The organism is Streptomyces sp. NBC_00569, from assembly GCF_036345255.1.
Lineage (GTDB): Bacteria > Actinomycetota > Actinomycetes > Streptomycetales > Streptomycetaceae > Streptomyces.
In genome coordinates, this window is record NZ_CP107783.1 from 9647026 (window position 1) to 9669842 (window position 22817).

General features: G+C 68.7%; 26 protein-coding genes. 10 read left to right on the plus strand and 16 right to left on the minus strand.

Annotated elements, in window-relative coordinates; translation table 11 throughout:
- Positions 1-38: 38 nt before the first annotated feature.
- From OHO83_RS43535 to OHO83_RS43545, 3 genes are all read right to left on the minus strand, one after another.
- A complete protein-coding gene (locus tag OHO83_RS43535) occupies positions 39-692 on the minus strand; it encodes a CBS domain-containing protein (RefSeq protein WP_266680895.1) in 654 nt (217 codons plus the stop codon).
- Positions 693-1248: 556 nt separating this feature from the next.
- A complete protein-coding gene (locus OHO83_RS43540) occupies positions 1249-1902 on the minus strand; it encodes a CBS domain-containing protein (protein ID WP_266680897.1) in 654 nt (217 codons plus the stop codon).
- A gap of 38 nt (positions 1903-1940) precedes the next feature.
- Positions 1941-2399 (minus strand): cyclic nucleotide-binding domain-containing protein, encoded by a 459-nt coding sequence (locus tag OHO83_RS43545; RefSeq protein ID WP_266680899.1) that lies wholly within the window; start codon positions 2397-2399, stop codon positions 1941-1943.
- Positions 2400-2764: 365 nt separating this feature from the next.
- Between OHO83_RS43545 and OHO83_RS43550 the strand changes: the two genes are divergently transcribed.
- Positions 2765-3268, plus strand: a complete 504-nt coding sequence (locus tag OHO83_RS43550; protein WP_266680901.1) for a DUF4232 domain-containing protein — start codon at positions 2765-2767, stop codon at positions 3266-3268.
- A 488-nt stretch (positions 3269-3756) separates the two neighbouring features.
- On the opposite strand, the gene OHO83_RS43555 is transcribed toward OHO83_RS43550, so the two are convergent.
- Positions 3757-4320, minus strand: coding sequence for a hypothetical protein (locus OHO83_RS43555; RefSeq protein WP_266680903.1), 564 nt, complete (start codon positions 4318-4320; stop codon positions 3757-3759).
- Between the two features lie 1040 nt (positions 4321-5360).
- Here OHO83_RS43555 and OHO83_RS43560 point away from each other — a divergent pair.
- Entirely contained in the window at positions 5361-5909 is a 549-nt protein-coding gene (locus OHO83_RS43560; RefSeq protein WP_266680905.1) for a CGNR zinc finger domain-containing protein, read from the plus strand.
- 54 nt (positions 5910-5963) lie between these two features.
- On the opposite strand, the gene OHO83_RS43565 is transcribed toward OHO83_RS43560, so the two are convergent.
- The 4 genes from OHO83_RS43565 to OHO83_RS43580 all read right to left on the minus strand — a co-directional run bounded on the left by OHO83_RS43565 (position 5964) and on the right by OHO83_RS43580 (position 10969).
- Positions 5964-6809 (minus strand): prephenate dehydratase, encoded by an 846-nt coding sequence (locus OHO83_RS43565; RefSeq protein ID WP_266680907.1) that lies wholly within the window; start codon positions 6807-6809, stop codon positions 5964-5966.
- A 403-nt stretch (positions 6810-7212) separates the two neighbouring features.
- A complete protein-coding gene (locus OHO83_RS43570) occupies positions 7213-8847 on the minus strand; it encodes a DUF6351 family protein (protein ID WP_266680909.1) in 1635 nt (544 codons plus the stop codon).
- Positions 8848-9203: 356 nt separating this feature from the next.
- Positions 9204-9359, minus strand: a complete 156-nt coding sequence (locus OHO83_RS43575; RefSeq protein ID WP_266680911.1) for a hypothetical protein — start codon at positions 9357-9359, stop codon at positions 9204-9206.
- 167 nt (positions 9360-9526) lie between these two features.
- The gene (locus OHO83_RS43580) at positions 9527-10969 is read right to left on the minus strand and encodes an aldehyde dehydrogenase (protein WP_266680913.1); all 1443 of its coding nucleotides are present in this window, start codon (positions 10967-10969) and stop codon (positions 9527-9529) included.
- Positions 10970-11121: 152 nt separating this feature from the next.
- Here OHO83_RS43580 and OHO83_RS43585 point away from each other — a divergent pair, with 152 nt between their 5' ends.
- Positions 11122-11319, plus strand: coding sequence for a hypothetical protein (locus OHO83_RS43585; RefSeq protein ID WP_266680915.1), 198 nt, complete (start codon positions 11122-11124; stop codon positions 11317-11319).
- Positions 11320-11511: 192 nt separating this feature from the next.
- Here OHO83_RS43585 and OHO83_RS43590 read toward each other — a convergent pair whose 3' ends face one another.
- From OHO83_RS43590 to OHO83_RS43610, 5 genes are all read right to left on the minus strand, one after another.
- Positions 11512-11688, minus strand: a complete 177-nt coding sequence (locus OHO83_RS43590) for a hypothetical protein (protein ID WP_266680917.1) — start codon at positions 11686-11688, stop codon at positions 11512-11514.
- Positions 11689-11858: 170 nt separating this feature from the next.
- Positions 11859-12284 carry a hypothetical protein gene (locus OHO83_RS43595; protein ID WP_266680919.1) on the minus strand — a complete coding sequence of 142 codons (426 nt, stop codon included), beginning with the start codon at positions 12282-12284 and terminating at the stop codon, positions 11859-11861.
- A 559-nt stretch (positions 12285-12843) separates the two neighbouring features.
- Positions 12844-13332: a TetR/AcrR family transcriptional regulator gene (locus tag OHO83_RS43600; RefSeq protein WP_266681789.1), complete on the minus strand. Its 489-nt coding sequence runs from the start codon at positions 13330-13332 to the stop codon at positions 12844-12846.
- A gap of 184 nt (positions 13333-13516) precedes the next feature.
- On the minus strand, positions 13517-14158 hold the full coding sequence (locus tag OHO83_RS43605; RefSeq protein WP_266680921.1) for an LLM class flavin-dependent oxidoreductase: 642 nt from the start codon (positions 14156-14158) through the stop codon (positions 13517-13519).
- Between the two features lie 539 nt (positions 14159-14697).
- A complete protein-coding gene (locus tag OHO83_RS43610; protein WP_266680925.1) occupies positions 14698-15759 on the minus strand; it encodes an alpha/beta fold hydrolase in 1062 nt (353 codons plus the stop codon).
- Positions 15760-16155: 396 nt separating this feature from the next.
- Here OHO83_RS43610 and OHO83_RS43615 point away from each other — a divergent pair, with 396 nt between their 5' ends.
- Positions 16156-17013 (plus strand): alpha/beta fold hydrolase, encoded by an 858-nt coding sequence (locus tag OHO83_RS43615; RefSeq protein ID WP_266680927.1) that lies wholly within the window; start codon positions 16156-16158, stop codon positions 17011-17013.
- A 379-nt stretch (positions 17014-17392) separates the two neighbouring features.
- Here the strand turns inward: OHO83_RS43615 and OHO83_RS43620 are convergent, their stop codons facing one another.
- Positions 17393-18310 carry a TIGR03619 family F420-dependent LLM class oxidoreductase gene (locus OHO83_RS43620; protein WP_266680929.1) on the minus strand — a complete coding sequence of 306 codons (918 nt, stop codon included), beginning with the start codon at positions 18308-18310 and terminating at the stop codon, positions 17393-17395.
- A 22-nt stretch (positions 18311-18332) separates the two neighbouring features.
- Complete coding sequence (locus OHO83_RS43625; RefSeq protein WP_266680931.1) at positions 18333-18758, minus strand: organic hydroperoxide resistance protein; 426 nt, start codon at positions 18756-18758, stop codon at positions 18333-18335.
- Between the two features lie 210 nt (positions 18759-18968).
- Between OHO83_RS43625 and OHO83_RS43630 the strand changes: the two genes are divergently transcribed.
- The 3 genes from OHO83_RS43630 to OHO83_RS43640 all read left to right on the plus strand — a co-directional run bounded on the left by OHO83_RS43630 (position 18969) and on the right by OHO83_RS43640 (position 19877).
- A complete protein-coding gene (locus OHO83_RS43630) occupies positions 18969-19169 on the plus strand; it encodes a hypothetical protein (RefSeq protein ID WP_266680932.1) in 201 nt (66 codons plus the stop codon).
- A gap of 113 nt (positions 19170-19282) precedes the next feature.
- Complete coding sequence (locus OHO83_RS43635) at positions 19283-19666, plus strand: CoA transferase (RefSeq protein ID WP_330280837.1); 384 nt, start codon at positions 19283-19285, stop codon at positions 19664-19666.
- Positions 19667-19709: 43 nt separating this feature from the next.
- A complete protein-coding gene (locus OHO83_RS43640) occupies positions 19710-19877 on the plus strand; it encodes a helix-turn-helix domain-containing protein (RefSeq protein WP_266680936.1) in 168 nt (55 codons plus the stop codon).
- Positions 19878-19935: 58 nt separating this feature from the next.
- Here the strand turns inward: OHO83_RS43640 and OHO83_RS43645 are convergent, their stop codons facing one another.
- The gene (locus OHO83_RS43645) at positions 19936-20388 is read right to left on the minus strand and encodes a hypothetical protein (RefSeq protein ID WP_266680938.1); all 453 of its coding nucleotides are present in this window, start codon (positions 20386-20388) and stop codon (positions 19936-19938) included.
- 178 nt (positions 20389-20566) lie between these two features.
- Here OHO83_RS43645 and OHO83_RS43650 point away from each other — a divergent pair, with 178 nt between their 5' ends.
- The 3 genes from OHO83_RS43650 (at position 20567) to OHO83_RS43660 (ending at position 22743) form a co-directional block, all read left to right on the plus strand.
- Positions 20567-21193 carry a hypothetical protein gene (locus OHO83_RS43650; protein ID WP_266680940.1) on the plus strand — a complete coding sequence of 209 codons (627 nt, stop codon included), beginning with the start codon at positions 20567-20569 and terminating at the stop codon, positions 21191-21193.
- A 245-nt stretch (positions 21194-21438) separates the two neighbouring features.
- Positions 21439-22392: a phosphotransferase family protein gene (locus OHO83_RS43655; protein ID WP_266680942.1), complete on the plus strand. Its 954-nt coding sequence runs from the start codon at positions 21439-21441 to the stop codon at positions 22390-22392.
- Positions 22393-22521: 129 nt separating this feature from the next.
- The gene (locus OHO83_RS43660) at positions 22522-22743 is read left to right on the plus strand and encodes a hypothetical protein (RefSeq protein ID WP_266680944.1); all 222 of its coding nucleotides are present in this window, start codon (positions 22522-22524) and stop codon (positions 22741-22743) included.
- Positions 22744-22817: the final 74 nt, after the last annotated feature.

The following is a 22817-nucleotide window of genomic DNA, read 5'->3' on the forward strand; positions in this document are numbered from 1 at the left end:
CCGGCCCCGGGAAGCACCACCTCCCCGGGGAGCACCACCTACTGCGCGGTCTCGCGCGCAAGGTCGAACTGCACGTCGACCACGCCCTCGACGGACCGCACCAGGCGCGCGGCTATGGGGACCAGACTGGTGTCGTGGATGCGGCCTGTCAGGGTGGCCACTCCGTCGTGGACCTCCACGTCAATGACTGAGGCCGGCGGCGGGAAGAGGTGGGACACAATCTCGTGCCGGACTTCCTCGGCGATCTTGTCGTCCCCACGCAGGAAGACCTTGAGCAGGTCGGCACGGCTGACGACACCCGCCAGCAGACCCACTTCGTCCACCACGGGCAGCCTTTTGACCCCTTCTTGCGCCATGGTGCGCGACGCCTCGGCGAGCGTGGCGTCGGCGCGGATCGTGACGGCGGGGGAGGACATGAGGTCCCCGGCGCTCAGGGCGTCGGCCTTCGCCACGTCGACCGGCTGACGCAGCTGGAGGTAGGCGGCGTCAGGGCCGTCGCGGAGTTCCTCCTTGATCAAGAGGTCGGCTTCGGAGACCACGCCGACCACTCGCCCCTGGCCCTCGATCACAGGGAGAGCGCTGATCTGCCAGTCCTGCATCAGCTGGACGATCTCTTTGAAGGGGGCTCGTCTGCCGACGACGGCGACCGTGTGCGTCATGACATCGCTGACGAGGTGCGGGGTGCCATACATGATGACTCCGTAACTGTCCGTCGGTCCTGCCACTTCCAGCCTGCGCCGGTGAGCGCGGGGTGGCCAGGGGCCACCTGGCCCTTCGGGCGGGCCGTACGGCTACAGGCGGACGCGGCATTCCGACCCACGTGAAAGACGTGAGGACACACCGGGTCGTCGCAGTGCGGACGGCTGCCGCCTTCAAGGACATCGTGACGGCGATGCACGAGTCGCGGGCAGCGCGCTTCCGGTACTGGACGATGCGGGCGAGGTCGTCGGCGTGGTGGACGTGCACCACGCGCTCGTCGGTACGCCCGGACCTCGACCCCGACCTTCCGGACACCGGCAAAGGCCCGTCTCCTGAGGCTGGTCGGTACACGGCAGGGGGTGGCTATCGCCTTTGGCTGTGGCCGCGACGTCACGGCCCGCCCCACGTCAGTCACCGGAACGCACCGCACAGGCGCGGGGGAACGCACGGCACAAGCGTGGGCCTGACTCGACGAGAGTTCACCAGCTCCTGATCATTCAGTGCATCGGCCGCAGCGCATCAACGGCGGCGGCCGCTTGCCGCGCAGGCTCACGCCCCCTCGCCTGCGGTGAGCCGGCAGTCCAGGCCGACGATGCCCTCGACGCCCCGCACCAGGCGCGAGGCGAGCGGAATACGGGTCGCGTCCTGCACCCGCCCGGTCAGGGTCGCGACGCCGTCGACCACCGTGATGTGCACGGGCTCCACGGGAGCCGGGAACAGGACATCGAGGATGTCCCGCCGTATCTCGTCGGCGAGGTCGTTGTCCGGGCGCAGGAACACCTTGAGCAGGTCGCCTCGGCTGACGACGCCTTCGAGCACGCCTTCGGCGTTCACGACGGGCAGCCGCTTGACGTGCCGGAGCGCCATGATGCGTGCCGCCTCTGCGAGCGTGGCGTCGGCGTGGACGGTGACGGCCGGAGCGCTCATCAGCTCCTCGGCGCACACTGCCCCGGCCTTGGCCATGTCGGTCAGACGGTGCAGCTGGGTGACCCGGTCCGGATCGATGTCCCGGAACCCCTCCTTGGGCAACAGATCGGCCTCGGACACGACTCCGATCACCCGGCCGTCGCCCTCCAGCACGGGAACGGCACTGACCTTCCACCGTTCCATGCGTTCGACAAGGTCCTTGAAGAGAGCCTTGCGGCCCACGGCGACCACGGCGCGCGTCATCACGTCACTCACAAGGTGGGGGCTGGTGTCCATGTTCTCCTCCTTGGAACGCCGACGTGGGCTCACGGCGGTCATGCCAGACCACCATTGCCCTGTGGGGCGTAGAGGTCGAGCAGCCGGGTGCGCGATCGGTCCAGCCGATCGGTGCCCGCGAGCCCGAGCCAGACCGTGATGGTGAAGCCGAACTCGGGGTCCTCGGCGTACACCGCACGCACGGCCTCCGCGTCGGACTCCCAGGTTCGCACCGGGCTCACCGCCTCGGCGCCCAGTTGACCCATGCGCGGCGGGAAGTGCCAGGACAAGCCGACCAGTTCGCCGTGCCGGAGCATCCCGACGGCAGCGGGTCGACGGCCGGGTTCGTGCAGGTCCAGGGCTACGGCGCCGGTTCGCACGATCCAGAAGGGGTCGGCGCGCCTCCCCTCCCCGAACAGGCGGGCTCCGGCCTCGAAGGGGACCTGCCGAGCGAACTGCACCGGCCGTTCGCGGTGCCCAGCGGGGACGGCCGCGTTCACGGTGGTGACGGTGGTCATCGCTCCCGCTCCCTTCGTCGCACCTGTTTCCCAGCGTGGGTGTGTCGGGCACTCGGCACCACGGGCCACACGGGTCCGACCAGGGGTCCTTTCGGCCTGGCGCACATCCACGGCTCGTCCGGAGGGCAGCCTTCGCCCATCCCTCACCGTCCGCACACGGCGTCTATCTCGGGAGCTCCGTGCGTTTCGACCTAGTGGCCGGGCGTTCCTGGCGCCGTGGGGCCCGACACCGTCGTGTGGCGCTTGCCGTCATGCCCGTGACGATCTTGGGACATTCCCGGAGGGTGCGAGGGGGCATTGGTCAGAGCGACCATGGTTCCGTCGGAGAGCACCCGCGGGGCCATCGAGCTAGGCAAGGATTGCTCATGCGTACCCACCGCAAGACCGCCGTCACCCTCGCCGCCGTGCTGCTTGCCGCCGCGGCCCCCGCAGTCGCGCAGGCTTCCCCCTCGACCGAGAGTGGCACCGCCCCCTCGGCGTGCCGTCCGGCCAACCACACCGCGAAGATCACCGAGGCGCCCGCCAGCGCGGGGCACCACCACTACCGCGTCACCCTGAGGGCGCCACGCGGGTACGACCCCTGCGAACTGGCCGGTTCGCCGAACGACGTGAGGTTCTCCGACCGCGGCTCGCAGACCCGGATCACCGCCGGCCGTTACGGTGACCAGCGCGCATCGGTGACCTTCGGCCCCGGCCACCCGGTGCACTTCGACATCCAGGTCCCCAACGACGCCCGCCAGGTCTCCGCGGACGAGGCGTCCTTCACGCTCCGGGCCCCGGACGGGCAGATCCCCGGCACGTCCTTCGCTGAGGGCGGGCTGAAGGTCGCCACCGGCACCCTGATCGGTCCGATGCGGCAAGGGGCCTGACCGCCCCTGCGCACACCCCGGGCGGCACACCGCGGCAGGACGTGAGCAGCTGTGGCGTGCGGGCGCTCTCTCCGCCGACGACCTGCATTGCAGCTTCGTGGAACGGTCACCGTGACCGTTCCACGAACGATTTCGTGCTCTTCGCAGCGTGGACGCCGGCTCCGCCCGTACGTGCAGAGTGTGGCCGACGCTTGGTGGCCGAGGGCAACCACGGCACCGCCGGTCTCGACATCCGCGCGACCTTGTCCGAAGCCGACGTCACCGCCCGCAGCCTCTGGCGTTGCCGTGTCAAGGCGGGTGTGACTGGGCTGAAGCGGCAGTCACACCCCGGAGACGGTCATGTGTCTCGTCGAGAAATGTCGGCCGCCACGTCGCCCTCGGCCGCGGCCCCGCCTCAGCGGGTGGTCGGACGCGCAACATGGTCGGCGGTTTCGCGGCACCGGCCATGTTCGAGGGACGGTGCGACGGACCTGTCCGGGCCGTCGACGCTACGGCGAGTCCGACTTCACGAGCGTGTACATCACTGAACGCTGCTGCCTGTGGCGCCGGATACGGCCCTTGGCGACGAGAGCCTCCAGGGTGTTGCGGACCACCTGCGGGGTCGGCGTCCGGTCCGGGTGCTTCTCCAGGAGTTCGTCTCGGAGCTCCTTCGCCGGACGGGGCTCGTCGGACGCTGCGAGCAGCTCCGTCAGGAGTTCCCCGAGCAGGGGCCGGCGCTGCTTCCCCTGGGTGCCCGCCTCGCCGAAACTCTTGGCCGACCGCGTCGCGGCAGGGCGACGGGTCTTGCCGGCCGGAGCGCTCGCGGGTTGGCCGGAGGAGCGCCCGCGCGTGAACGTGGCTTCGTCCTGGGCCTGTTCCGGCAGCGGTGGTGCCTCCGAGAGGTTGTTCAGCCGCTCCGTGAGGCTCAGGATGTCGGTCAGGAGGGCTTCCTCCTGCTTCAGCATTTTGAGCTTCTCGGACAGCTCCTGTTGCCGGCGACGGTTCTCCTTCAAGTCCGATGCGGCCTGCTGGACGTACCGCAACCGGAGCGTCTCGGCTGATTGGCTGGACACAACCGGTTCACTCTCCCTCGGGCTGAAATGGGTGACACACATGGTACCCAGGGTGGTGACGGCCACCGAGGCCTGCGAGAGGCTGCCTTCCTCGCCGGCCTGAGGTTTGTCCCCTCTTCCGAACATCTACGTGCGCGGCGATCGAGAGATGCCGGCGCCAGCTCGGCGGCTATGTGTCTTCTCTGGTTGCGTGCGCTGATCCGTGCACTGACCTGAACGTACCTCTCGGGCGAGTCAGGCGCAGCGGGTGGAGCAGCTGCCTTCTTGAGGTTTTCGGTGCTGCCCCGGGAGCGCGGTACGGGGACGGGCGCGCCCCGGCGGGCCAGTGGGCGCCGTGCCGGGAAGGTGCGGGGTCCGCGCTCCCGTCGACTCCGCCGGACTCGACCGGAAGCGGCCCGCACGATGGAGAAACATACATGTGACCTCACCACCGGCTCCCTTGCCTGCCCCACATGTGGTGGCACATGTGTTTCGCCGCGCATGTGACGCCGACCGGCCGGGTCCGGCGGCCGTCAACGGCATCGAAACAATCCGGGACGGCTCAGAAGATCACGGATCACGGCCAACCCCCGCCGGGAGACCGCGGTCCGGGCCTGGCGGAATGTCGACCGGCTCGTGGGGGCTCGTGGGGATGGAGAGCTCGGGTCGCGGCCGGCTCGTCGCGCTCGCACGCCGCCCGGTCATCGACTGAGTCCGGAATCCGCACGTGGGTACGGAAGTAGTGGCAGCCCCGCATGAGGATCCGCCGTTCCGGCACCCATGGCACCGACAGGGTCGACGATCCCCCCCGTCACCGGTTCGCTGCCGCCCGAACTGTCGCCGCAGCGTCGTACGGCCTCCGCGTCTACCTGCGCGACCGGACCAGACACGAGACTGCCGGCATCCTCCGAGTGGTCTGACGGGTACGGTCAGGTCTCGCCGGTACGACGGGCTCCGTGGACTGCGCGCTGCCTCGGGCTCGACGCGGGTGGACCGCCCGAGAATTGTGGGGAGCGGGCCGGGGCATTGCATATTCGTCAGTCACCGGTCAATATGGTGACGTGAATCATGCATTCCCTTGCGGGACGCTCCCACTCGACTTCGTCGGCACTCTGCGTGCGCGTCGCAATGCCGCACCGGCAGAGAAGCTTGCCACGCCCGGCCTGCTCGACGACTGGTTTGTCGAGTCCAAGATGCTCGACGCGGCTCCGGAGGCGGACGAGGTCGATCTGGAGACCGCGATCGACCTGCGTGAGGTGATCTACTCGCTGGTGGGGGCGCGCCTCGCGGCCGAGCCCCTGCCCGCCGCCGACGTCGCCGAGCTGAATCGGCACGCCGCCGGCCTGCCGGTGAAGGCGCAGCTCGGGCCGGACGGAGTGATGCACACGGGGTCCGTCTCCCAGGGCCTCGCGGCCCTCGCGCGCGAGACGGTCGAGATTCTCGGCGGCGACGAAGGCGCGCTCCTGCGGGAGTGCGCCCGCCCCGAGTGCACCCAGGTCTACCTCGACCGTTCGCGAGGCCACCGGCGCGAGTGGTGCGCCATGAGGACCTGCGGCAACCGGGTCAAGGCAGCCGCCTACCGGGCGCGCCAGAGCGGCGCCACGGTCTGACGGGCGGCCGGCCCGCCCGGACTCATGTGGAGTCGGCCGCCTTGTCGTGCTGCCTCAGGCGGTTCGCTCGCGCAGCCGGTGCGGGTGCGCCGGGTAGACGCCGAGGACGCGGACCTCGGAGGAGAAGAAGCGCAGCTCCTGCAGGGCGAGCGCGACACCGGGGTCGTCGGGGTGTCCCTCGACCTCGACGTAGAAGCAGCTGGGGTTGAGGCCCGCGCCCATCTGGTAGCTCTCGATCTTGGTCAGGTTCACCGCGTTGCTGGCGAAGCCGCCAAGGGCCTTGTAGAGGGCGCTGGGGATGTTCCGTACGGCGAAGAACAGGCTCGTCATCGTCGGCTCGCCGGTGACCGGGGCGAAGACCGCGTCGCGGGAGAGGATGACGAAGCGCGTGGTGTTGTCCGGGTCGTCCTCGACTCCCGCCTGCAGTACCTCCAGACCGTAGTGTCGTGCCGCGGCCGGCGGGGCGAGCGCCGCGTGCCTGACATCGCCCAGCTCCGCCACCTCACGGGCCGCCCCCGCCGTGTCGTCGGTGACGAGCGTGCGCCAGCCACCCGTGCGTAGCACCTTCCGGCACTGGCCGAGCGCGTGCACATGACTGCGGACGTACTCGACCTGGTCGAGCGAGGCTCCGGGGACGCCCACGAGGTCGAAGTGGATGGCGAGGAAGTACTCGGCGATGACGAAGAGGCCCGATTCCGGCAGCAGATGGTGCACATCGGCGACGCGTCCGGCGGCCGAGTTGTCGACGGGGATCACCGCCACGTCGGCGGCGCCGAGCGTCACCGCGTCCAGCGCCTGCTCGAAACTCGTGCAGGGAAGCTCGGTGCATCCGGGGAACAGGTTCTGGGCAGCGGTCGCCGAGTTGGATGCGTGTTCGCCCTGGTATGCGACTCTCGTCACGGGATGTCACCTTCGGTGGGAGAGCTGGCGCCGTCGGTCAGCAGGAGATCCACCGTAGACCGAACGTGCTGAAGCGCCGCGAAGCTGTCCACGAGGAGAGACTCGAGAGGGCGGTTCCCGTCCTCGTTCGTCGGGGGCACAGGACCGCGTGCCCCAACGCGGTCGTCGCGACGCGATGCACCAGCGCGGCGGCCCGCCGTATGCGCTCCCGTAAGTGGACAAGAGCGGCGAGGGGATCAGCCGCCTTGGCCGGCGCCGATGCACGAGTACGCGGTGAACCCGAGGTGCTCGTGGGGTCGGTATTGCCGGGAGGCACGAGAAGGCGGCATGTCAAGAAGGGGCGGGTCGGGACCGTTGCCTGTTCGGTCCCGACCCGCCCCCTATGCAGGGGCGTTGCTACGGGTCAGTGGTGCGGGCGGACACAGCGGAAGCTGCTCGCGTCCGCGACGTCGCCGTCACCCTTGTACTGCGGAACCCGCGGGTAGAGGCACAGGTCACGGGTGACCGTCCTGCCCGAGGCGTCCTTCACAGAAGCGCTCAGCGTCTGCGGGGCCTTGCCCTGCTCGACCCACTTGGTCAGCGCGCCGAGCGCGTCGGCCGGCGCGGGACCCGTGTTGCCGGGACCGGCACAGTGGTTGACACCCGGAGCCAGGAACAGCCGGTAGAAGCCGTCGACCCGCTGCGCGCCGCCCAGCTTCCTCTCGACCCGCTCCCGGTAGTCCACCGTGCCCTGGGTGGGGATCAGCTGGTCGGCCTGGCCGTGCCACGTCAGGAGCTTGCCACCGGACTTTCGGAATCCGGACAGGTCCGGGTCGTCCGAACCGATGACGTCGTCGAACTCGGTCTGGGACTGACGGAACAGCTTCTGGAACTCGCTGTAGCCGGCGGTGGAGACGTCGTAGGAGGGCTGCTTCTTGACGAACGTCGAGACCCACTCGGCGGGCACCAGGAACGGCGCACCCACCGAGGTGCCGTCGTCATCGGTCTTGGAGGCGGCCAGCGCCGTGAGGTCGGCGCCGACCGTGGGGCCGTACCAGAGCTTCTTGCCTGAGGTGGTGCGCGGACCGTCCCAGATCTTGCGGATCACGGCGGCGTCCGCGGCCGTGAAGGTGACCTGCTCGCCCTCGCACTCGAGCGTCGTGCCGATCAGGCGGCGCGGGTCGTAGTCGCACGTGGCGGGGTCGCCGATGGTGTCGTCCGCGGCGCCGTCCAGGCTGTCGCACGCCTTGACGGCGGACCGGGTCGCCAGGGTGAGTTCACACTTGGTGGGGTAGGTGTGCTCCTCGTTCATCACCACCTGCGGCCAGACCGTGGCGACCTCGAACTCGTCCCAGTTGATACCGGGCGCGTCGGCGAGGATGCCGTCGTAGTCGCCGGGGTGGTCCTGCGCCTCGGCGTAGCCCTGACGGCCGCCCGTGGAGCAGCCGTTGAAGTACGCGTACGAAGCGGGCCGGCCGTAGACACCGTTGACGATCTGCTTGGCGACGACCGCGGCCTCGTGCTCGGATCGCGAAGCGAAGTTCTTCAGTGAGGTCTCGTTGATCTCGCCCTTGCTGTTCAGGGCCCAGCCGACGTCGAGGTAGCTGCTGACACCGGCATCGGTGGTCGCGACCGCGTAGCCGTTCTTGACGGCGTCGGCCAGCGCCGAACCGTAGTCGCCGGCCGCGAAGGCACTGCCACCGACCGCCTGGAACCGGCCGTTCCAGCCGCTCTCGGGCAGCCACACCTTGACCTTGGCGTGATCGCCGAGCCCCGGGTGGCCGACCAGGGCGGTCACCTCGCAGTGGGCAGGCACGTCCGGGATCGTCTCCCCGGGCAGCGGTGAGACGGGGGGAACCTCGACGGTCCCCGTTGGCCGGCTCACCGCGGTCAAGGACTCGATCTTGGTGCCGGCCGGAGCCTTGAGGGGGATGGAGGTGGACGTGCATCGGAAGGTGGTGGAGGCGGAATTCTCGGGTTCCGCCGCGGCAGACGGCAGATACACCGCTGCTGTCATCAGCGGCACCGCGGCCGCGAGCACGGTCAGAAGTCGTCTCATTGCATTCCTTGTCAATCGCGTGTCTGCGGGCGACAGCGACACATATGTGCGTACGACCGGTGTGCATACCAACATGTGACGGCGAGGCGGACGCATCGGTCACGTGTCGGTCGATTCAGAGGGGGGTGTGTTCTCCATGCGCCCGACGTACGTGCAGACCACGTCGTGGATGAAGCGCGTCTGGGGCTCTCGTTACGCCGCTTGCGAGGCGGTGCTCAGCATGCTGTTCTGCACCGCGGTCAGGGCCACCATTGGCACCATGCCGAGACCCGGCGGGAGAGTGAGGGCTGCGACAGCGAGAGCTGTGATGGCCAGGGCGACCGCACCGGCCGGAGGCTGATGAGGGACGCCGACCGTCAGGAAAGCTGGTCGGTGAACACGCCGCTGGGTAAGGGGCCTGCGATGCCTGCGATGCCTGCGATGCCGACGACGGAGCCGAACATCTTGTGATGGCGGCCTCGCTCGCTCAGGGCGACGATGGCGCTGACCAGGGTGAACGTCAGCACGATCACGCCGCCCCCGCCACGCCCCGCAGCGTGCGGGCGGTCAGGGGCTGAGGCAGATCAGCCGCGATGCCGTGCGCGACGGAGGCGGTGAGTAAGTGGAAGATGCCGGTGGATGCGAGGTAGGGGCGCCCCGCCCGTGCATGTCGCTGAGCTTGCCCCCAGCGGTGTGACCGTCACAGGGTGACGGTCTGGTATTCGGTGTAGGTGCCGAGGCCGACGGCCCCGTACTCGCGGCCGATGCCGCTGTTCTTGAAGCCGCCGAAGGGGCCGTCGAAGCCGATGGGGGCGCCGTTCACGGTGACGGTGCCGGTGCGGATACGCCGGGCGAACGCGAGGGCGTGGCCCTCGTCGGCGGACCACACGCCACCGGAGAGGCCGTACTCGGAGTCGTTGGCGATCCGCGCGGCCTCGTCCTCGTCGTCGTACGCGATGACGACGAGGACCGGGCCGAAGATCTCTTCCTGTGCGATGCGCATGGAGTTGGTGACGTCGGCGAAGACGGTCGGGGTGACGTAGTTGCCGCCCTCCAGGCCCTCGGGGATCTGCGGGCCGCCCGTGACGAGGCGGGCGCCTTCCTTGATGCCGATTTCGATGTAGTCGCGTACGCGCTGCTGCTGGTCGGGGCGGATCATGGGGCCGATGAAGGTGTCCGGGTCGTCGGGGGCGCCGACCTTCAGCGACTCGACCAGGTCCTTGAGGCCGGCGACGACCTCTTCGTACTTCTCGCGCGGAGCGAGGATGCGCGTCTGTGCGATGCACGACTCACCGTTGTTGAGCAGCGAGCCGAACTTCAGTCCCTGCACTGCCTTGTTCACGTCCGCGTCCGGCAGGATGACCGCCGCCGACTTGCCGCCCAGTTCCAGGCTGACCCGCTTCAATTGCTCGCCCGCGATGGCGGCGATCCGGCGACCGGCCCGGGTCGAGCCGGTGAAGGCGATCTTGTCGACATCCGGGTGCGACACCAGGTACTCGCTGGTCTCGCGGTCGGCGGGCAGGATGCTGAGCACGCCTTCGGGCAGACCCAGTTGCTCCACGAGTTCGGCCAGGAAGCCCATGCTCAGCGAGTTCTCGGGCGAGACCTTCAGTACCACCGAGTTGCCCGCCAGCAGAGCAGGAATGATCTTTGAAGTGGCGGACGAGAAGGGGGAGTTCCAGGGGATCACCGCAGCCACCACTCCTACGGCCTCGCGGCGCACCACGCTGCGCACCGGTGACGCAGGGTCGGAGGGCAGCAGTGTCTCCTCCCAGCCGAACTCCTCCGCCGCCTTGAGGTAGGCGTTCGCCTGGCGCGTCAGTCCGGGCTGGCCGGCGAGAGTGAACCAGCCGGCCGAGCCGTTCTCGGCGGAGATCAGGGAGGCGATCTTCTCCGCGTTCGCTTCGCGCAGTGCGTTGAACCGGCGCAGTACCGCCACACGCTCCAGCGGCGCTGTCATGCGCCAGGTCCCCCTCTCGAACGCGGCACGGGCCGCGGCCACGGCACGGTCGACGTCGGCGGGCTGGGCCTGGGCGGCGCGGCCGATGACGGACCGGTCGTGCGGGGAGCGGATGTCGAGCAGTTCGGGATTGCTCGGCGTGGTCCAGGAGCCGGCGACGTAGAGGCGGTCGTAGACGTTCATGGGTGCGCTCCTTAAGGAGGGGTTCTGAAGCATCTGGATTATCTGTCACTTCACTGTAGCACTTAGATATTTTAGTGGCGCATGTATGCGACTCTAGGATGGTGGTGGCCCATCGCTCCGACACGCACGACGCGCTGCGGACCGTGACCAATATGTCTCGATACGTGTCGACGGCGGCGCTCGCGCTCGCCACCGGCCTCACGCCCGGCTTCCTCACCTTTTGCTTGGGGCGGGACGCCGCACCGGAGGCGCCGGTACGCGTCGACCAGGCCGGATGCGTGAGCGGGGGAGGGCGGGAAGAGATGATGTGGTCAACGGCCCTGGCGGAGCTGGCCTGTTGTGCGAGGTAGAGGCGCTGGAGGGCGCGCGGCGCTGTTCCTGTGCTCCGCCCGGATCGGGATGGTCCGACTTCGGTGGGCGCGGTTCCCGATACGTCGACGGGCGCGGTTCCCGAAACGTCGACGACGTCGGGCGTGGCAGACGGCCGGGCCGGCGGACGACTGCACCTCGACGCCGCTCACCGCCCTGTCGCCCACGAGGTCTCACATGAAGGCGCCGCTGCCCAGGCCGTAGCCGAACAGGACCGCGGACTCGGACCAGGACCAGACCTGCGCCGAGGAGGGCCACGCGCCGAAGCCGGTCTGCGGCCGGAGTTCGGCCTCGGCGGTGCGGGTCTGGGTCTTCTCCGCTGACTCGTCAATGCCTGTGGTGGGAGACATGGTGCACCTGCCTGTTCGGGGCTCTGAGGTGATTGGTTAGTTCACTGACGCACTGACGCACTGACGCACTGACGCACTGACGCACGGACCCACTGGCGCACCGTCTTGCGGTGCGTCAACTGGAGAGGTGGTGGGTCTCGTGACGTTCGATACGGGCTGCACCGTGGCGGCTACGCGGCGGCCTTCAGTGGGCCGGAGAAGGACTTGCGAAGGGACGACGGGCCGACGAGGGGGAGCAGGGAGGCGAGCATCTTCCCCTTCAGCGCGCGGGGCGTGCGCGTGAGTTCGACGTCGATGCGTGTGCCGTTGCCCTCGGGTGTCAGCTCGAAGATCCAACCGCCGCCCGCCCCGAAGAGCTTCGAGTCCAAGGTGGTGATGGTGACCTTGGAGTCGTCCCACTCGTAGTGCGCCCGTTCCCACGCGGCGCTGGTCCCCTCGGTCACTTCGGCCCAGAACGGACCGAGTTCGTGAACGGTGAAGTGGTCGGCGTCGATGCTGGGCCACGCCTCGACGCGCGAGGGGCTGAAGTCGGTCAGCACCGCCAGTGCCTCCTCGGGGCGAAGGGACGACATGAGGTGGAAGCGGACGATGGCCATGGGTATCCCCTGTGTCAGAGCTGCTGTGGGTGCAGTCATCACCGGGTACGCATGAAGTAACCGGCTTGACTGGTGATTACCCTTCCGTGTTCCGCGTAACCTGTCAAGGTGGTTATTCGTAATGTGTGGTCGAAGCGGTAGCTGGGGGAGTGCGGTGAGAACGCCGCGCAGGCACTGGGGGCGCTGACGGGGCCGGATCCGGGGTCCGGGTTCGCGCACGTCGAGATTCGACAGTTGGGCAGCGTGTTCGACCAGGAGCCGGCGCATGGCAAGTGCCGTGCCGTCGCGGGGTGTGCCGTTTCGTCTGTTCCGGGTTCCGCGCTGGGCGGTCCCCGCGGGCGGGTAAGCCCGTGTACGGAGCTGGGCAGGGTCGCGCCGTGGCCCGTGGCCCGTGGAACGGAGGATGGTGCACTTCCAGTCACCCGGCGAGGTGACCGACCCTGAAGGCGTCCGGTCCTCCTACGGACCGGAGCGGTATTCCGGGCTCGCCGCAGTGAAGAAGCGGTACGACCCGGCCTACCTCGTCGCCCGTTTCAACACCGCCGCCAGGCCTGTCTGGTCAGGCCGGCCCGAGGCCCTTCATCAAGGTGTCGACGACGAGGTCGGCCGCCTGCCCGTCACTCAGATCGGGCATCTGTCGAACCACCAGGTGCATCAGCTGCGGCAGGAGGGCGCTGGCCCATCCCTCGGGCAGCTCCGCACGGAGCACCCCCTCGTCGACGGCACGTTGAACGAAAGCGTCGAATTCCCGGACCGAGGCGTTCCGCCGCTCGCGGACCGCATCGTCGGTCAGCATGCGGGTCAGGTCCACGGGCCACTTGCGGTTCACCGCGATGATGTTCTCCACGTACCGGTGCAGGGCCACGCCGACCGGAGCCTCTTTCAGGCGCGCGTCGGAGATGGCCTGCTCGACGGCTTCCAGCCGGGATTCGTAGATCGTCGCGAGAAGCTCCTCGCGGGAGGCGAACCGCCGGTAGACGGTCCGCCGGTCGACACCGGCCTCGGTGGCGATGCTCGCGATGCTCGCCGTGGGATCCGCCGCGAGCATGAGGGCTCCGGTCGTCAGTACGGCTTCCAGGTTGCGTGCGGCGTCGGCCCTCATGAGGGAGAGCCTACAATGCTGTGCACATTAGGGCAGTATCAGTCTCGCTCACGCGTACATAGGTGCCATAAATGTCGCACCTTCGTGACGGCGAAGGTCGACGCTCCGGCATGGAAGCCGTGCGGCGAAGTCATCCCTCGGCGATGAGGCCAAGGCCGTCGCGGGCGTGGTCGATCGTCATGTCGACGGTCTTCACGGCGTACATCGGGTCGACCATGCAGGGGTCGATGCCTGTGCGTTCGTGCACAAGTCTGATGGTGTCGGCGACCTGAGTCACGCCGGTGCCGGCGTCGATGCTCACGCGGAGCACGGTGTCGATCTCCTCCGGGGCCCGGCCGACGTCACGGCCAAGTCGGTCGAGCGGCAAGCGCTGGGCGATGAGGCCATCGATGCCGACAAAGCTGGGGACGACGCACAGAGGCAGCCACCCGTCACCGTGCCGGGCCACTGTGGCGAGCCCTCGCTCGGACAGGGCGCCCAGGCAGAACGGAGGGCGTGGCTTCCTGGCCGGCTTCAGCGGCGAGTGGTGGAGGGCAGCAGGCAGGTGGACGCCCTTGTGTTGCGCCGGGTCCTCGGTCGACAAGGCATCGAGGGCGTCGAGCAGTTCGTCCATGCGCGCCCCGCGGCGACCGAAGTCCAGCCCGGCCGCCTGGTATTCCTCGGGAGACCAGCCGATGCCGCAGCCGGGCAGGGTGCGTCCGCCGCTGACGAGATCGATGGTCGTCAGCGACCGGGCCGACTGGACGGGGGGTAGGGCGGGGGATGAGGGCATGAGTGCCCATGAGCACGCGGTGGGTGGCGCTCGCGGTGATGCTCAGCAGGACGAGCGGGTCCGCGGCGGCATTGAGCTCATCCGGGATGGAGTCGCCCTGGCCGCCGTAGCCGACGACCGGGTCCACCCCCGCTAAGTTGCGGTCGCCCTAAGTTGCGGTCGCCCACCCAGAGGCCGGCGGCCCCGGCCTTCTCAACGGCACCGGCGAAGTCGGCTGCCTGCCGAAGCCGTTGGCCACGGGCTGGAACTGCGCGGGCGCGAGACGTATCTCCAGGTACGTCCTTCGCGCCGGGGAAGATGTGCGGACTGCTCCATGCGGACTGCTCCATGCGGACTGCAGTGCGCAGGACGCCGGATCGGTCAGGGTCCCAGGGGTTTCAGGGTTTCCGGTCGATGACTTCGGCGAGCGCCTGTGCGACTTCGGACCGTATCTGCTCCCCCTTCTCGGCGGTCTGTCGTCCTTTCGGTGCGACCTGCCACTTCCGAGGGTGTGACCTCTAACGGGGGCGTCCACGCACCAGCCGGCCGCGGGCTCTCTGTCAGAAGTGGTCCACGTCGACGACGGCCTGGGCGAACGCTGTCGGTGCCTCCTGCGGCAGGTTGTGTCCGACGGCCAGTGTGCGGTGCTCGTACTTCCCGGTGAACATGGTGCGGTACCCCGTTCCGTCGCCGGGCGGGGTGAACGGGTCGTACTGGGCGTCGATGGTGATGGTGGGCACCGCGATGGTGGGAGCCTGGGCCAGCCTGTCCTCGTAGCTGTCGTAGCGCTGCTCGCCCTCGGCCAGGTCGAGGCGCCAGCGGTAGTTGTGGATGACGATCGCGGCGTAATCGGGGTTCTCGAAGGCGGCTTCGGTGCGTTCGAAGGTGGCGTCGTCGAAGTCCCAGGTCGGCGAGACGGTCTGCCACACCAGCTTGGTCAGGTCATGGCGGAGGTCTTGCCGCTCCATGGCCTTCTTGCCGCGTTCGGTGGCGAAGTAGTACTGGTACCACCAGGTGTGCTCGGCGGCCGGCGCGATCGGTTCCAGCTGCGCCTTACGGTTGGTGATGAGGTAGCCGCTCACCGACACCAGGGCCTTGACCCGCTCGGGCCACAGGGCCGCGAGGATGTCGCCGGTGCGCGAGCCCCAGTCGAAGCCGGCGACCACGGCCTTGTCGATCTTGAGGGCGTCCATCAGCGCGATGATGTCCAGGGCGATCACCGATTGCTGCGCGTTGCGGAACGTCCGGGAGGAACGGAACCGCGTCGTGCCGTGGCCCCGGAGGTAGGGGACGATCACGCGGTAGCCCTGGTCGGCCAGCAGCGGGGCGACGTCGACGTAGCTGTGGATGTCGTAGGGCCAGCCGTGCAGACAGATGACGGCCGGCCCGTGAGCCGGGCCGAGCTCGGCGTAACCCACGTTCAGCAGACCCGCCTTGATCTGCTTCAGCGCGGGGAAAGAGGTGTGCGTGCCCGGAGATACGGATGGCACGACGGGAACCTGGCCGCCGTTGTTCCGAGTGTTGGTGGAGGCCTGAGAAACGCCCTGCAGGCCGGTCAGGGAGACCGCGGCCGCTCCGGTGCCGAGGCCCATCGCCTTGTTGAAGGTACGCCTGTTGATCATGTGAATCCTCCGTGCGTTCCGGTGAGATATACGTCCGTGCCGTTCGCGACGACCAACGTGTGAGTTGACTCTGACAGGTCATTCGTCACCGGTCAAGCAGGTGACGACTGCGAGGGTGGGGATTGGCGTCGCCCACTCTTGTCTGTGACCGCGCGCGCTCAAGTCACTTGGCGGTCGCAGTCGTTGTAGAGGGGGAGTTTCGTGGCGGCGAAAGGTGCGGCGGCGGCGATGTCGGGGGTGAGGGGGTATCGCGGCGTCTCTCGCGCGGGCCGGCCGCCCCGACGGCTGACGTCACCTGCTTGACCGGTGCTGAAGCTTCTGACAGGTTGCGTGTCACCAGTCAGACAAGTGACGCCATTCCTTGGTGTATCAGCGCACTTCTGGAGAGGGTTTCCCATGTCCAACGTCAAGCGTGCGAGCAAGCGGCGGATTCTCACCGGCGTCGGGGCGGCCGTGACGGCCGGTATCGCGGTCGGTGCGTTCGCACTCGTCGGCAACGCCAACGCCGACACTGATGCCGCCCGGTCGGCCGGCACCGGGCAGGCCAAGCCCACCATTCTTCTGGAGCACGGAGCCTTCGCCGACGCCTCCAGCTGGAACGGTGTGATCGCCCGTCTGCACGCCGACGGCTATCCCGTCGTCGCGGCAGCGAACCCCCTGCGCGGCCCGCACGCCGACGCCACCGCTCTGCGCAGCGTCCTCGACCACATCAAGGGCCCCAAGATCCTCGTCGGTCACTCCTATGGCGGCTCGGTGATCAGCGAGGCCGCCGCGAACGACCCCGAGGTCAAAGGGCTCGTCTACGTGGCGGCGTTCCTGCTCGCACCGGGAGAGTCGGCTCTGGGGCTGACGAACAAGTACCCCGGCTCCACCCTGCCCGGGGCCCTTGACCCGGTCTCCGTCACCAACCCCGACGGAAGCAAGGGCACCGAGCTCTACATCCAACAGGACAAGTTCGGCCACCAGTTCGCCGCGGACGTCTCCAAAACGAAGGCCGCGCTCGCCGCCGCAGGTCAGCGCCCCATCGCCCAGTCCGCGCTGGAGGAGAAGGCCACCGTCGCCGCCTGGAAGACGATCCCCAGCTGGGACATCGTCACCACGCAGGATCTGAACATCCCGGCGGCCGCGCAGCGCTTCATGGCCAAGCGCGCCCACGCCCGCACAACCGAGGTCGCGGCGTCCCACTCCGTCGCCGTCTCCCACCCCGGGATCGTCACCCGCGTCATCGAGGAAGCGGCCCACGCCGCCCGGTAGTGATCACTGGCCGCCAGTTGCCGCCAGTTTTCGAAGCGAGATCATGGCTCATGGCTCATGGCTCATGGCTCATGGCTCATGGCCCAGGGGTCTGGAATCGGGGTCGCACCGGCTGGGGGCCTTCGCGGGCGAGCTGCTGGCCGAGTGTCGGCGGGAGGCGGGGCCGGACGGCGACGGCCGGGTCGCTTGGCGCCCGCCGCCCACCAGGCCCGCCGCCGACCAGGCCCGCCGCCCACCACTACCAGGCACCAGGGGAGCTTCCCGTCGGCGGCGGAACGGGGCTTCGCCACGGTGGACGCAAGGGACCTGTGGCAGACGATCGCCGAACGAGGCGATCTCCTTGGGGTGTCCGTGGCGGAGTGGCACGGACCAGCCCCTGTCAGCCTCTCCGTACGGCCGCGATGAAGCGGCCCGCGATGTCGATACGTTCGTCGAGGGACGCGGGCGATTGCCCGAGATCGATGAAGAGCTCGTGCACGCCCGCCTCGGCAGCGGCACGCGCGTAGTCGATGTACTGGTCGAGCGTCCCGGACCGGGGAAACCGCTCTGCCTCGGCCTCGGCTTCAGTCAAGGTCGGGTTGACCCGTAGCGCCATGCGCAACCCGTCGGGGTCACGGTCCGCCGACTCCGCCTCTTCGACGATCGTCTTCCACATGCTCATGAGGTGGGGGAGCGGCATCGCCACGGGCAGCCAGCCACTGGCCCGCCGGGCGACCCGGCGCAGCCCGGCGGGGTTGAACGCGGCGAGCAGGACGGGCGGACCGGGCCGCTGCTCGGGCTTCAGCCCGACGACGGTCTCCGGAATGGTGAACAGCCTTCCCTGGTGGGCGAATTCGTCCTCGACCCAGTACGTCTCCAGGATGTCGAGCGTCTCGTCGAGGCGGGCGCCCCTGCCTTCCCAGGGAACGCCCACGGCCGCGTACTCGTCGGGCATCCAGCCGAGGCCGAACCCGACGTCAAGCCGGCCGCGGCTGAGTACGTCGAGGGTGGTCAGGGACCGGGCCAGCATCAGGGGAGGGTGCCACAGGCCGTTGAGCGTGCTGGTGCCCAGCCGGACGCGGCTGGTGTGGGCGGCGGCGAAGGCCAGACTCGTCAGCGGGTCCATGTGGTTGTCGTAGACCCGCGGCATCACCCCGTCCTGGCTCGGATAGGGCGTGCTCGGCGAGCGGGGCGCGAGCACACGGTCCCCCGTCCACAGAGAGTCGTACCCGAGGGCCTCCGCGGTGCGGCTGACGGTGATGACACCGTCCGCGTGCGCGTCGGTACCGAAGGTGGGGAGTGCCAGACCCAGGCGCATGTTCTTTCTTCCTCCGAGGGTGTCAGACGGCGGTGGTGTTGATGATGACGGGGATGTTGTTGCGTGTCGCCTTGGAGTAGGGGCAGAGCTGGTGGGCGGCGTGGGCGAGTTCGCCGGCGGTGGACTGGTCGACGCCCCCGAGTTCGACGTTGAGGACGGCGCTGAGGTTGAACTCGCCGTCCTCGCCGTGGGTGAGCGTGGCGTTGACCGTGACAGCCGTGCTCTTGAGGGCGATCTTGCGCTGGGCGGCGGCGCGGCGGACAGCGCCGAGGAAGCAGGCGCCCCAGCCCGCGGCGAAGAGCTGCTCGGGGTTGGTGGCGCCGCCGGCGCCTCCCAATTCCTTGGGAATCGCGAGCGAGACATCGAGCTCTCCGTCGCTGGAGCGGACGCGTCCCCCGTTGCGGCCCTCGCCGCTGACAGTGACGGTTCCGGTGTAGCTGACCGACATGGTGGCTGTCTCCTTGCGGGGTGTGAAAGTTCGATACATATGAGTAACCGGTTGGAACGGTGAGTAGCTTGGTCATGTCATGTACGTCTGTCAAGAGTGATCGGAAGGCAAAGTAACCGTCTTGACAGGTTACGGAGAAGGGTGCAAGCTGGTTGTCGTCCAGGCAGCACACCGGGACGTGATCGACGACTGATGAGATGGAGACAGACCATGAGCAAGCCAGTCGCGATGGACACCGACACCGCTACGGCCGCACGGCACGCGCGGTACGGCAAGCTCCCTGCGCGGATCCGCTTCGAGGACATGACCGAGGAGGTGGAGGCCGAGGTGAACGTCGGGGTGAACGCCGCGTACGACCCCGAACGCTCGTGGAACTTCTACTCGTGCCTGGCCTTGGATCTAGGGCTCTAGGCCAGGGAGAGGGGCAGGTCGCGCCATGCCGCCGACGAGGGGCGTGCGTCTGTGGCGCGGGCGACAGCTCAGCGAGGTGGAAGGTGTGGACAGTCGGCGTGTGTGTGGTGGAGGTGGCGGCGCCTGGAAGCTCCTCGACGCTCCCCGACCGCTCCGACCCGGCCCAATGGCCCACACTGCGGGCGCGGTTCACGGAACGCTTCCGAAGCCGCACCCGTGACGAGTGGAGCGCCGTGTTCCACGGTACTGGCGCGTGTGTCGCCCCCGTGCTCACGCCCGACGAGGCACCTTCCCACCCTCATCTCGCTGACCGAGCCACGTTCGCCGAACTCGGCGGGGTACTCCAGCCGGCCCCGGCGCCCCGCTTCTCCCGCACGCCCGCCCAGCTCACCCGGCCCCCGGCGGCGGCCGGAACCGAGACGCGCGAAGCGCTCATGGACTGGGGAATCGAGGGCGTCGACGCACTCCTGATCTCCGGGGCTGCGCACCAGGCCTGACGCACGCCCGCCCGCCCCAGGTCCATCGTCCGTCGCCCTTCAGGTGGCGTACTTCGTCACCGTTGCCGACAACGGTGGGGTGAACCGGGCCGCAGCCGCACTGCACGTCGCCGAGTCGTCCCTCCCGCAGGCCGTCAGGAATCTGGAGAAGGACCTGAGCACCAAGTTGGTCCGGGACGCGGAGCGTGGCCGGATCGACATCGATGGGTGACTGAGCGCCGTACTGGGCCCGGTGGGTCGAGCCGAACGCAGTCAGGGGCAAGGCGTTGTCAGCTGAACCAGACGACGAGACGCACGTTGGAAGCACCATGAAGGTCGCTCAGTGTCCGCATAATGCTCCAGGCCGGGGCCCAGTGCGAGGCGTCACCCGCTACCTGCGCCCGGCTGCGAGTGCCGGAGCGGTCGGTCTCGCGCCAGTCGGCAGAGAGCAGCTCGGACCAGGTGATCCATGTGGTGCCGTGCATGTCGTCGGGTGGCCCGTAAGCCATGCATGCGGAGGTCAGGCCATCGGAGGCGTCGGTGGGGAGCCCACGGTTCTCGGTGAGGGGCCGGAAGCCGTAGGAGTTTCGGACCCCGAAGAGGCAGGCCAGCGCGTCGTAGGCGTTGCCGATGTCGAGCAGCCACAGGTCAATGGCGGTGTGCCATACAGAGTCTTCGTCGTCAGGGCCCCAGAGACGGGCACCGGGCCGACACTCGATCAATCCGCTGACCTCAGTAGACATGCCGCAATTCTGCCTGCCCTGCCGATACCGGAGTGCCTCCATTTCCCACACCTGGGCGCAAGGCGCAGCGACGGACATGTCACCTGAAGCCCGTGAGCGGGGTCGCAGGAGCGATCCGCGACTCCAAGCAGGGCAGAAATACCGTGCGCCTACGAAGGGCCTGAGACATCATCGCGAGGTGATCACTGTCCGGCCCGTCCTCGAAATCCCCAGCCGTTTGGGCTTTGACCTGTGGCCGGTCTCAGGTGCCGAGCCCTACACGTTCCTGGCGCTCGACGGTCATCTGGCGCCGGACGAGGTCGGTACGGCGGTGATGGCTCTGGCCGCTTGCAATGACGTTCATCCCACAGATGGCCTTCCGCCGCCGCCTGACGACCCACTCGGCGGCTTCCTCCATGGGCTCCTGACCATGGACCCACTGTTTGCGGCGGGCGGGCTGCAGGTGGTCGACTCCGATACCGGCACGCGCGTGGTGCCGGGGTGTTGTAGCGGCCTGGAGGACCGAGGCGACTGGTGGGAAGTTCTCGACGGGGGTGTTTCCACAGCGTGGTTCGGCCACGATCCCTCGCCTGCCGCCGAACTCCATGGCTCTATCGTCCGTCTTACCGCCGACTCCGCCGCTGACAACAGTCAGCGGATCGATGTTTCCTCCACCGAGCTCCGCCGCCTGTTGGCAGGCGTAGAAAAGGATCTTGTCGACTTCCTTGGCCTGGCCGCCGGTTGGGGCGCCGAGCATCTTCCGGATCACGCGGAGCGCCTCGGCGACGCGCTTGCTCAGGCCTTGGCAATGCCTCCGCGGAACTGAGCGCGCACTTGGCCGGTTGGGCCATGCACCGGGCTCGGTCGCAGCTGTGAGCGAGCATCCCGGTTGGCGCTTGAGCGGACGTTTTGAAGCCTCTGAGCGTCAGAACGGCTCAGGAAGTTCGCCGGGCGGGCGTTGATGCTCGCTATGGTCTGACTCGTGCCGGTTGGCTTTCTGCTGTGAGCAGCACGGTCATCGCCTGCAAAAAGCCTTCGCGCCTGTCGGTGTCCGGATGATGGGGTGGCACGGTGACCAACCATGATGAATCGGCTGCTGTGCGACCGTTGACGCCGGCTTGGGTGAACCGGCACCTGGAGGTCGGCGAGCGAATCGTCGGGACTGAGGCGCTGCGCGGCGGTATCACTGCCGAAATGCGGCGGTTGACCATCGGCACGCGGGACGGAGGCACCCGTGATCTGGTGCTGCGGACCTTCGTCGACGCGGAGCACGCCGGTGACTGGTTGAACAGGGAGGCCGGCGCCCTGACTCTGCTTCAGGAGACCGGGGTACCGGCTCCTGGACTGGTCGCGGCTGATCCGGGCGCCGCGCATTGCGAGTATCCATCGCTCCTGATGACACATCTGGCGGGCCGGCCGGTCCTCGACGATGAGGGGTTGGAGACCCGGGTCCCTCTGTTGGCCCGTCAACTCCTGGCGATCCATGCGTTGCGACCTGCGGAGCGGCCCCCGCAGTATGTGGCGCTGACGACCGCCGACACCGTCGTGACTCCGAAGGGCGCCGACGCGGGGGCATGGGCTGCGGCGATCGACGTGATCCGCCGGCCCGTGCCGACGTATGAAGGGCGATTCCTGCACCGGGATTTCCACCCCGGCAACGTGCTGTTCGACGTGCCGCCCTCACGACCGACAGGTGCCCGGATCACCGGCGTCGTCGACTGGGCGGCTACCTCCTGGGGCCCGGTGGATCTCGATGTGGCGCACTGCTCCACCAATCTCGCGCTGCTGCACGGTCCGGCGTGGGGTCTGCGGTTCGCTGAGGCGTATGAGGAGGCCGGCGGGGTGCTGGCCGCGGACGCGAGCGAGCGGCTCTACTGGCTGGTGCGGGACGGGCTGGCGATCTCGGAAGAGGTGCAGCAGGTGTCGCAGCCGTGGCGGGAGGCCGGGAGGACGGAGCTGACGACGCGAGCCGTGGAGGGGCGGCTGGATGCCTATGTCACCGCCCTGATGGACTCGCTGGGCTGAGCGATGGCGGTCCGGGGCGTGCCCCGCCCTCATGGTTCAGTGCGCACCAAGGGGGAGTCGAGCAGGCACGAGCCCACGCACCGATGCTCACGGTGAACTCGGCAGGCGCCTGGACCCGGTGGCAGCGTGATGAAACCGCCGAAGCACCCGATCGCCGTGCAGGCCGCGGTGCGGCGAGGCCGTCACGACCGCGGCAGGCGCCCCTCCGTGTTCCCCGCCGACCATGGCGACCTCGACGGCAAGGAGGTCGAAGTTGTGCTGCGCTCCATGCGTCCCGAACTGATCAAGCCGCTCACCGTCCTGCGGGCGGGAGCCCCGGTACGTGGGGTCACCGGGACTCGATCCGCGTGAACATCACACGTCAGGACCACTGGCTGGGTCGGCTGCGCCGAAGACGACGCCCCCGGTCGCACGCCGAGCCCGAA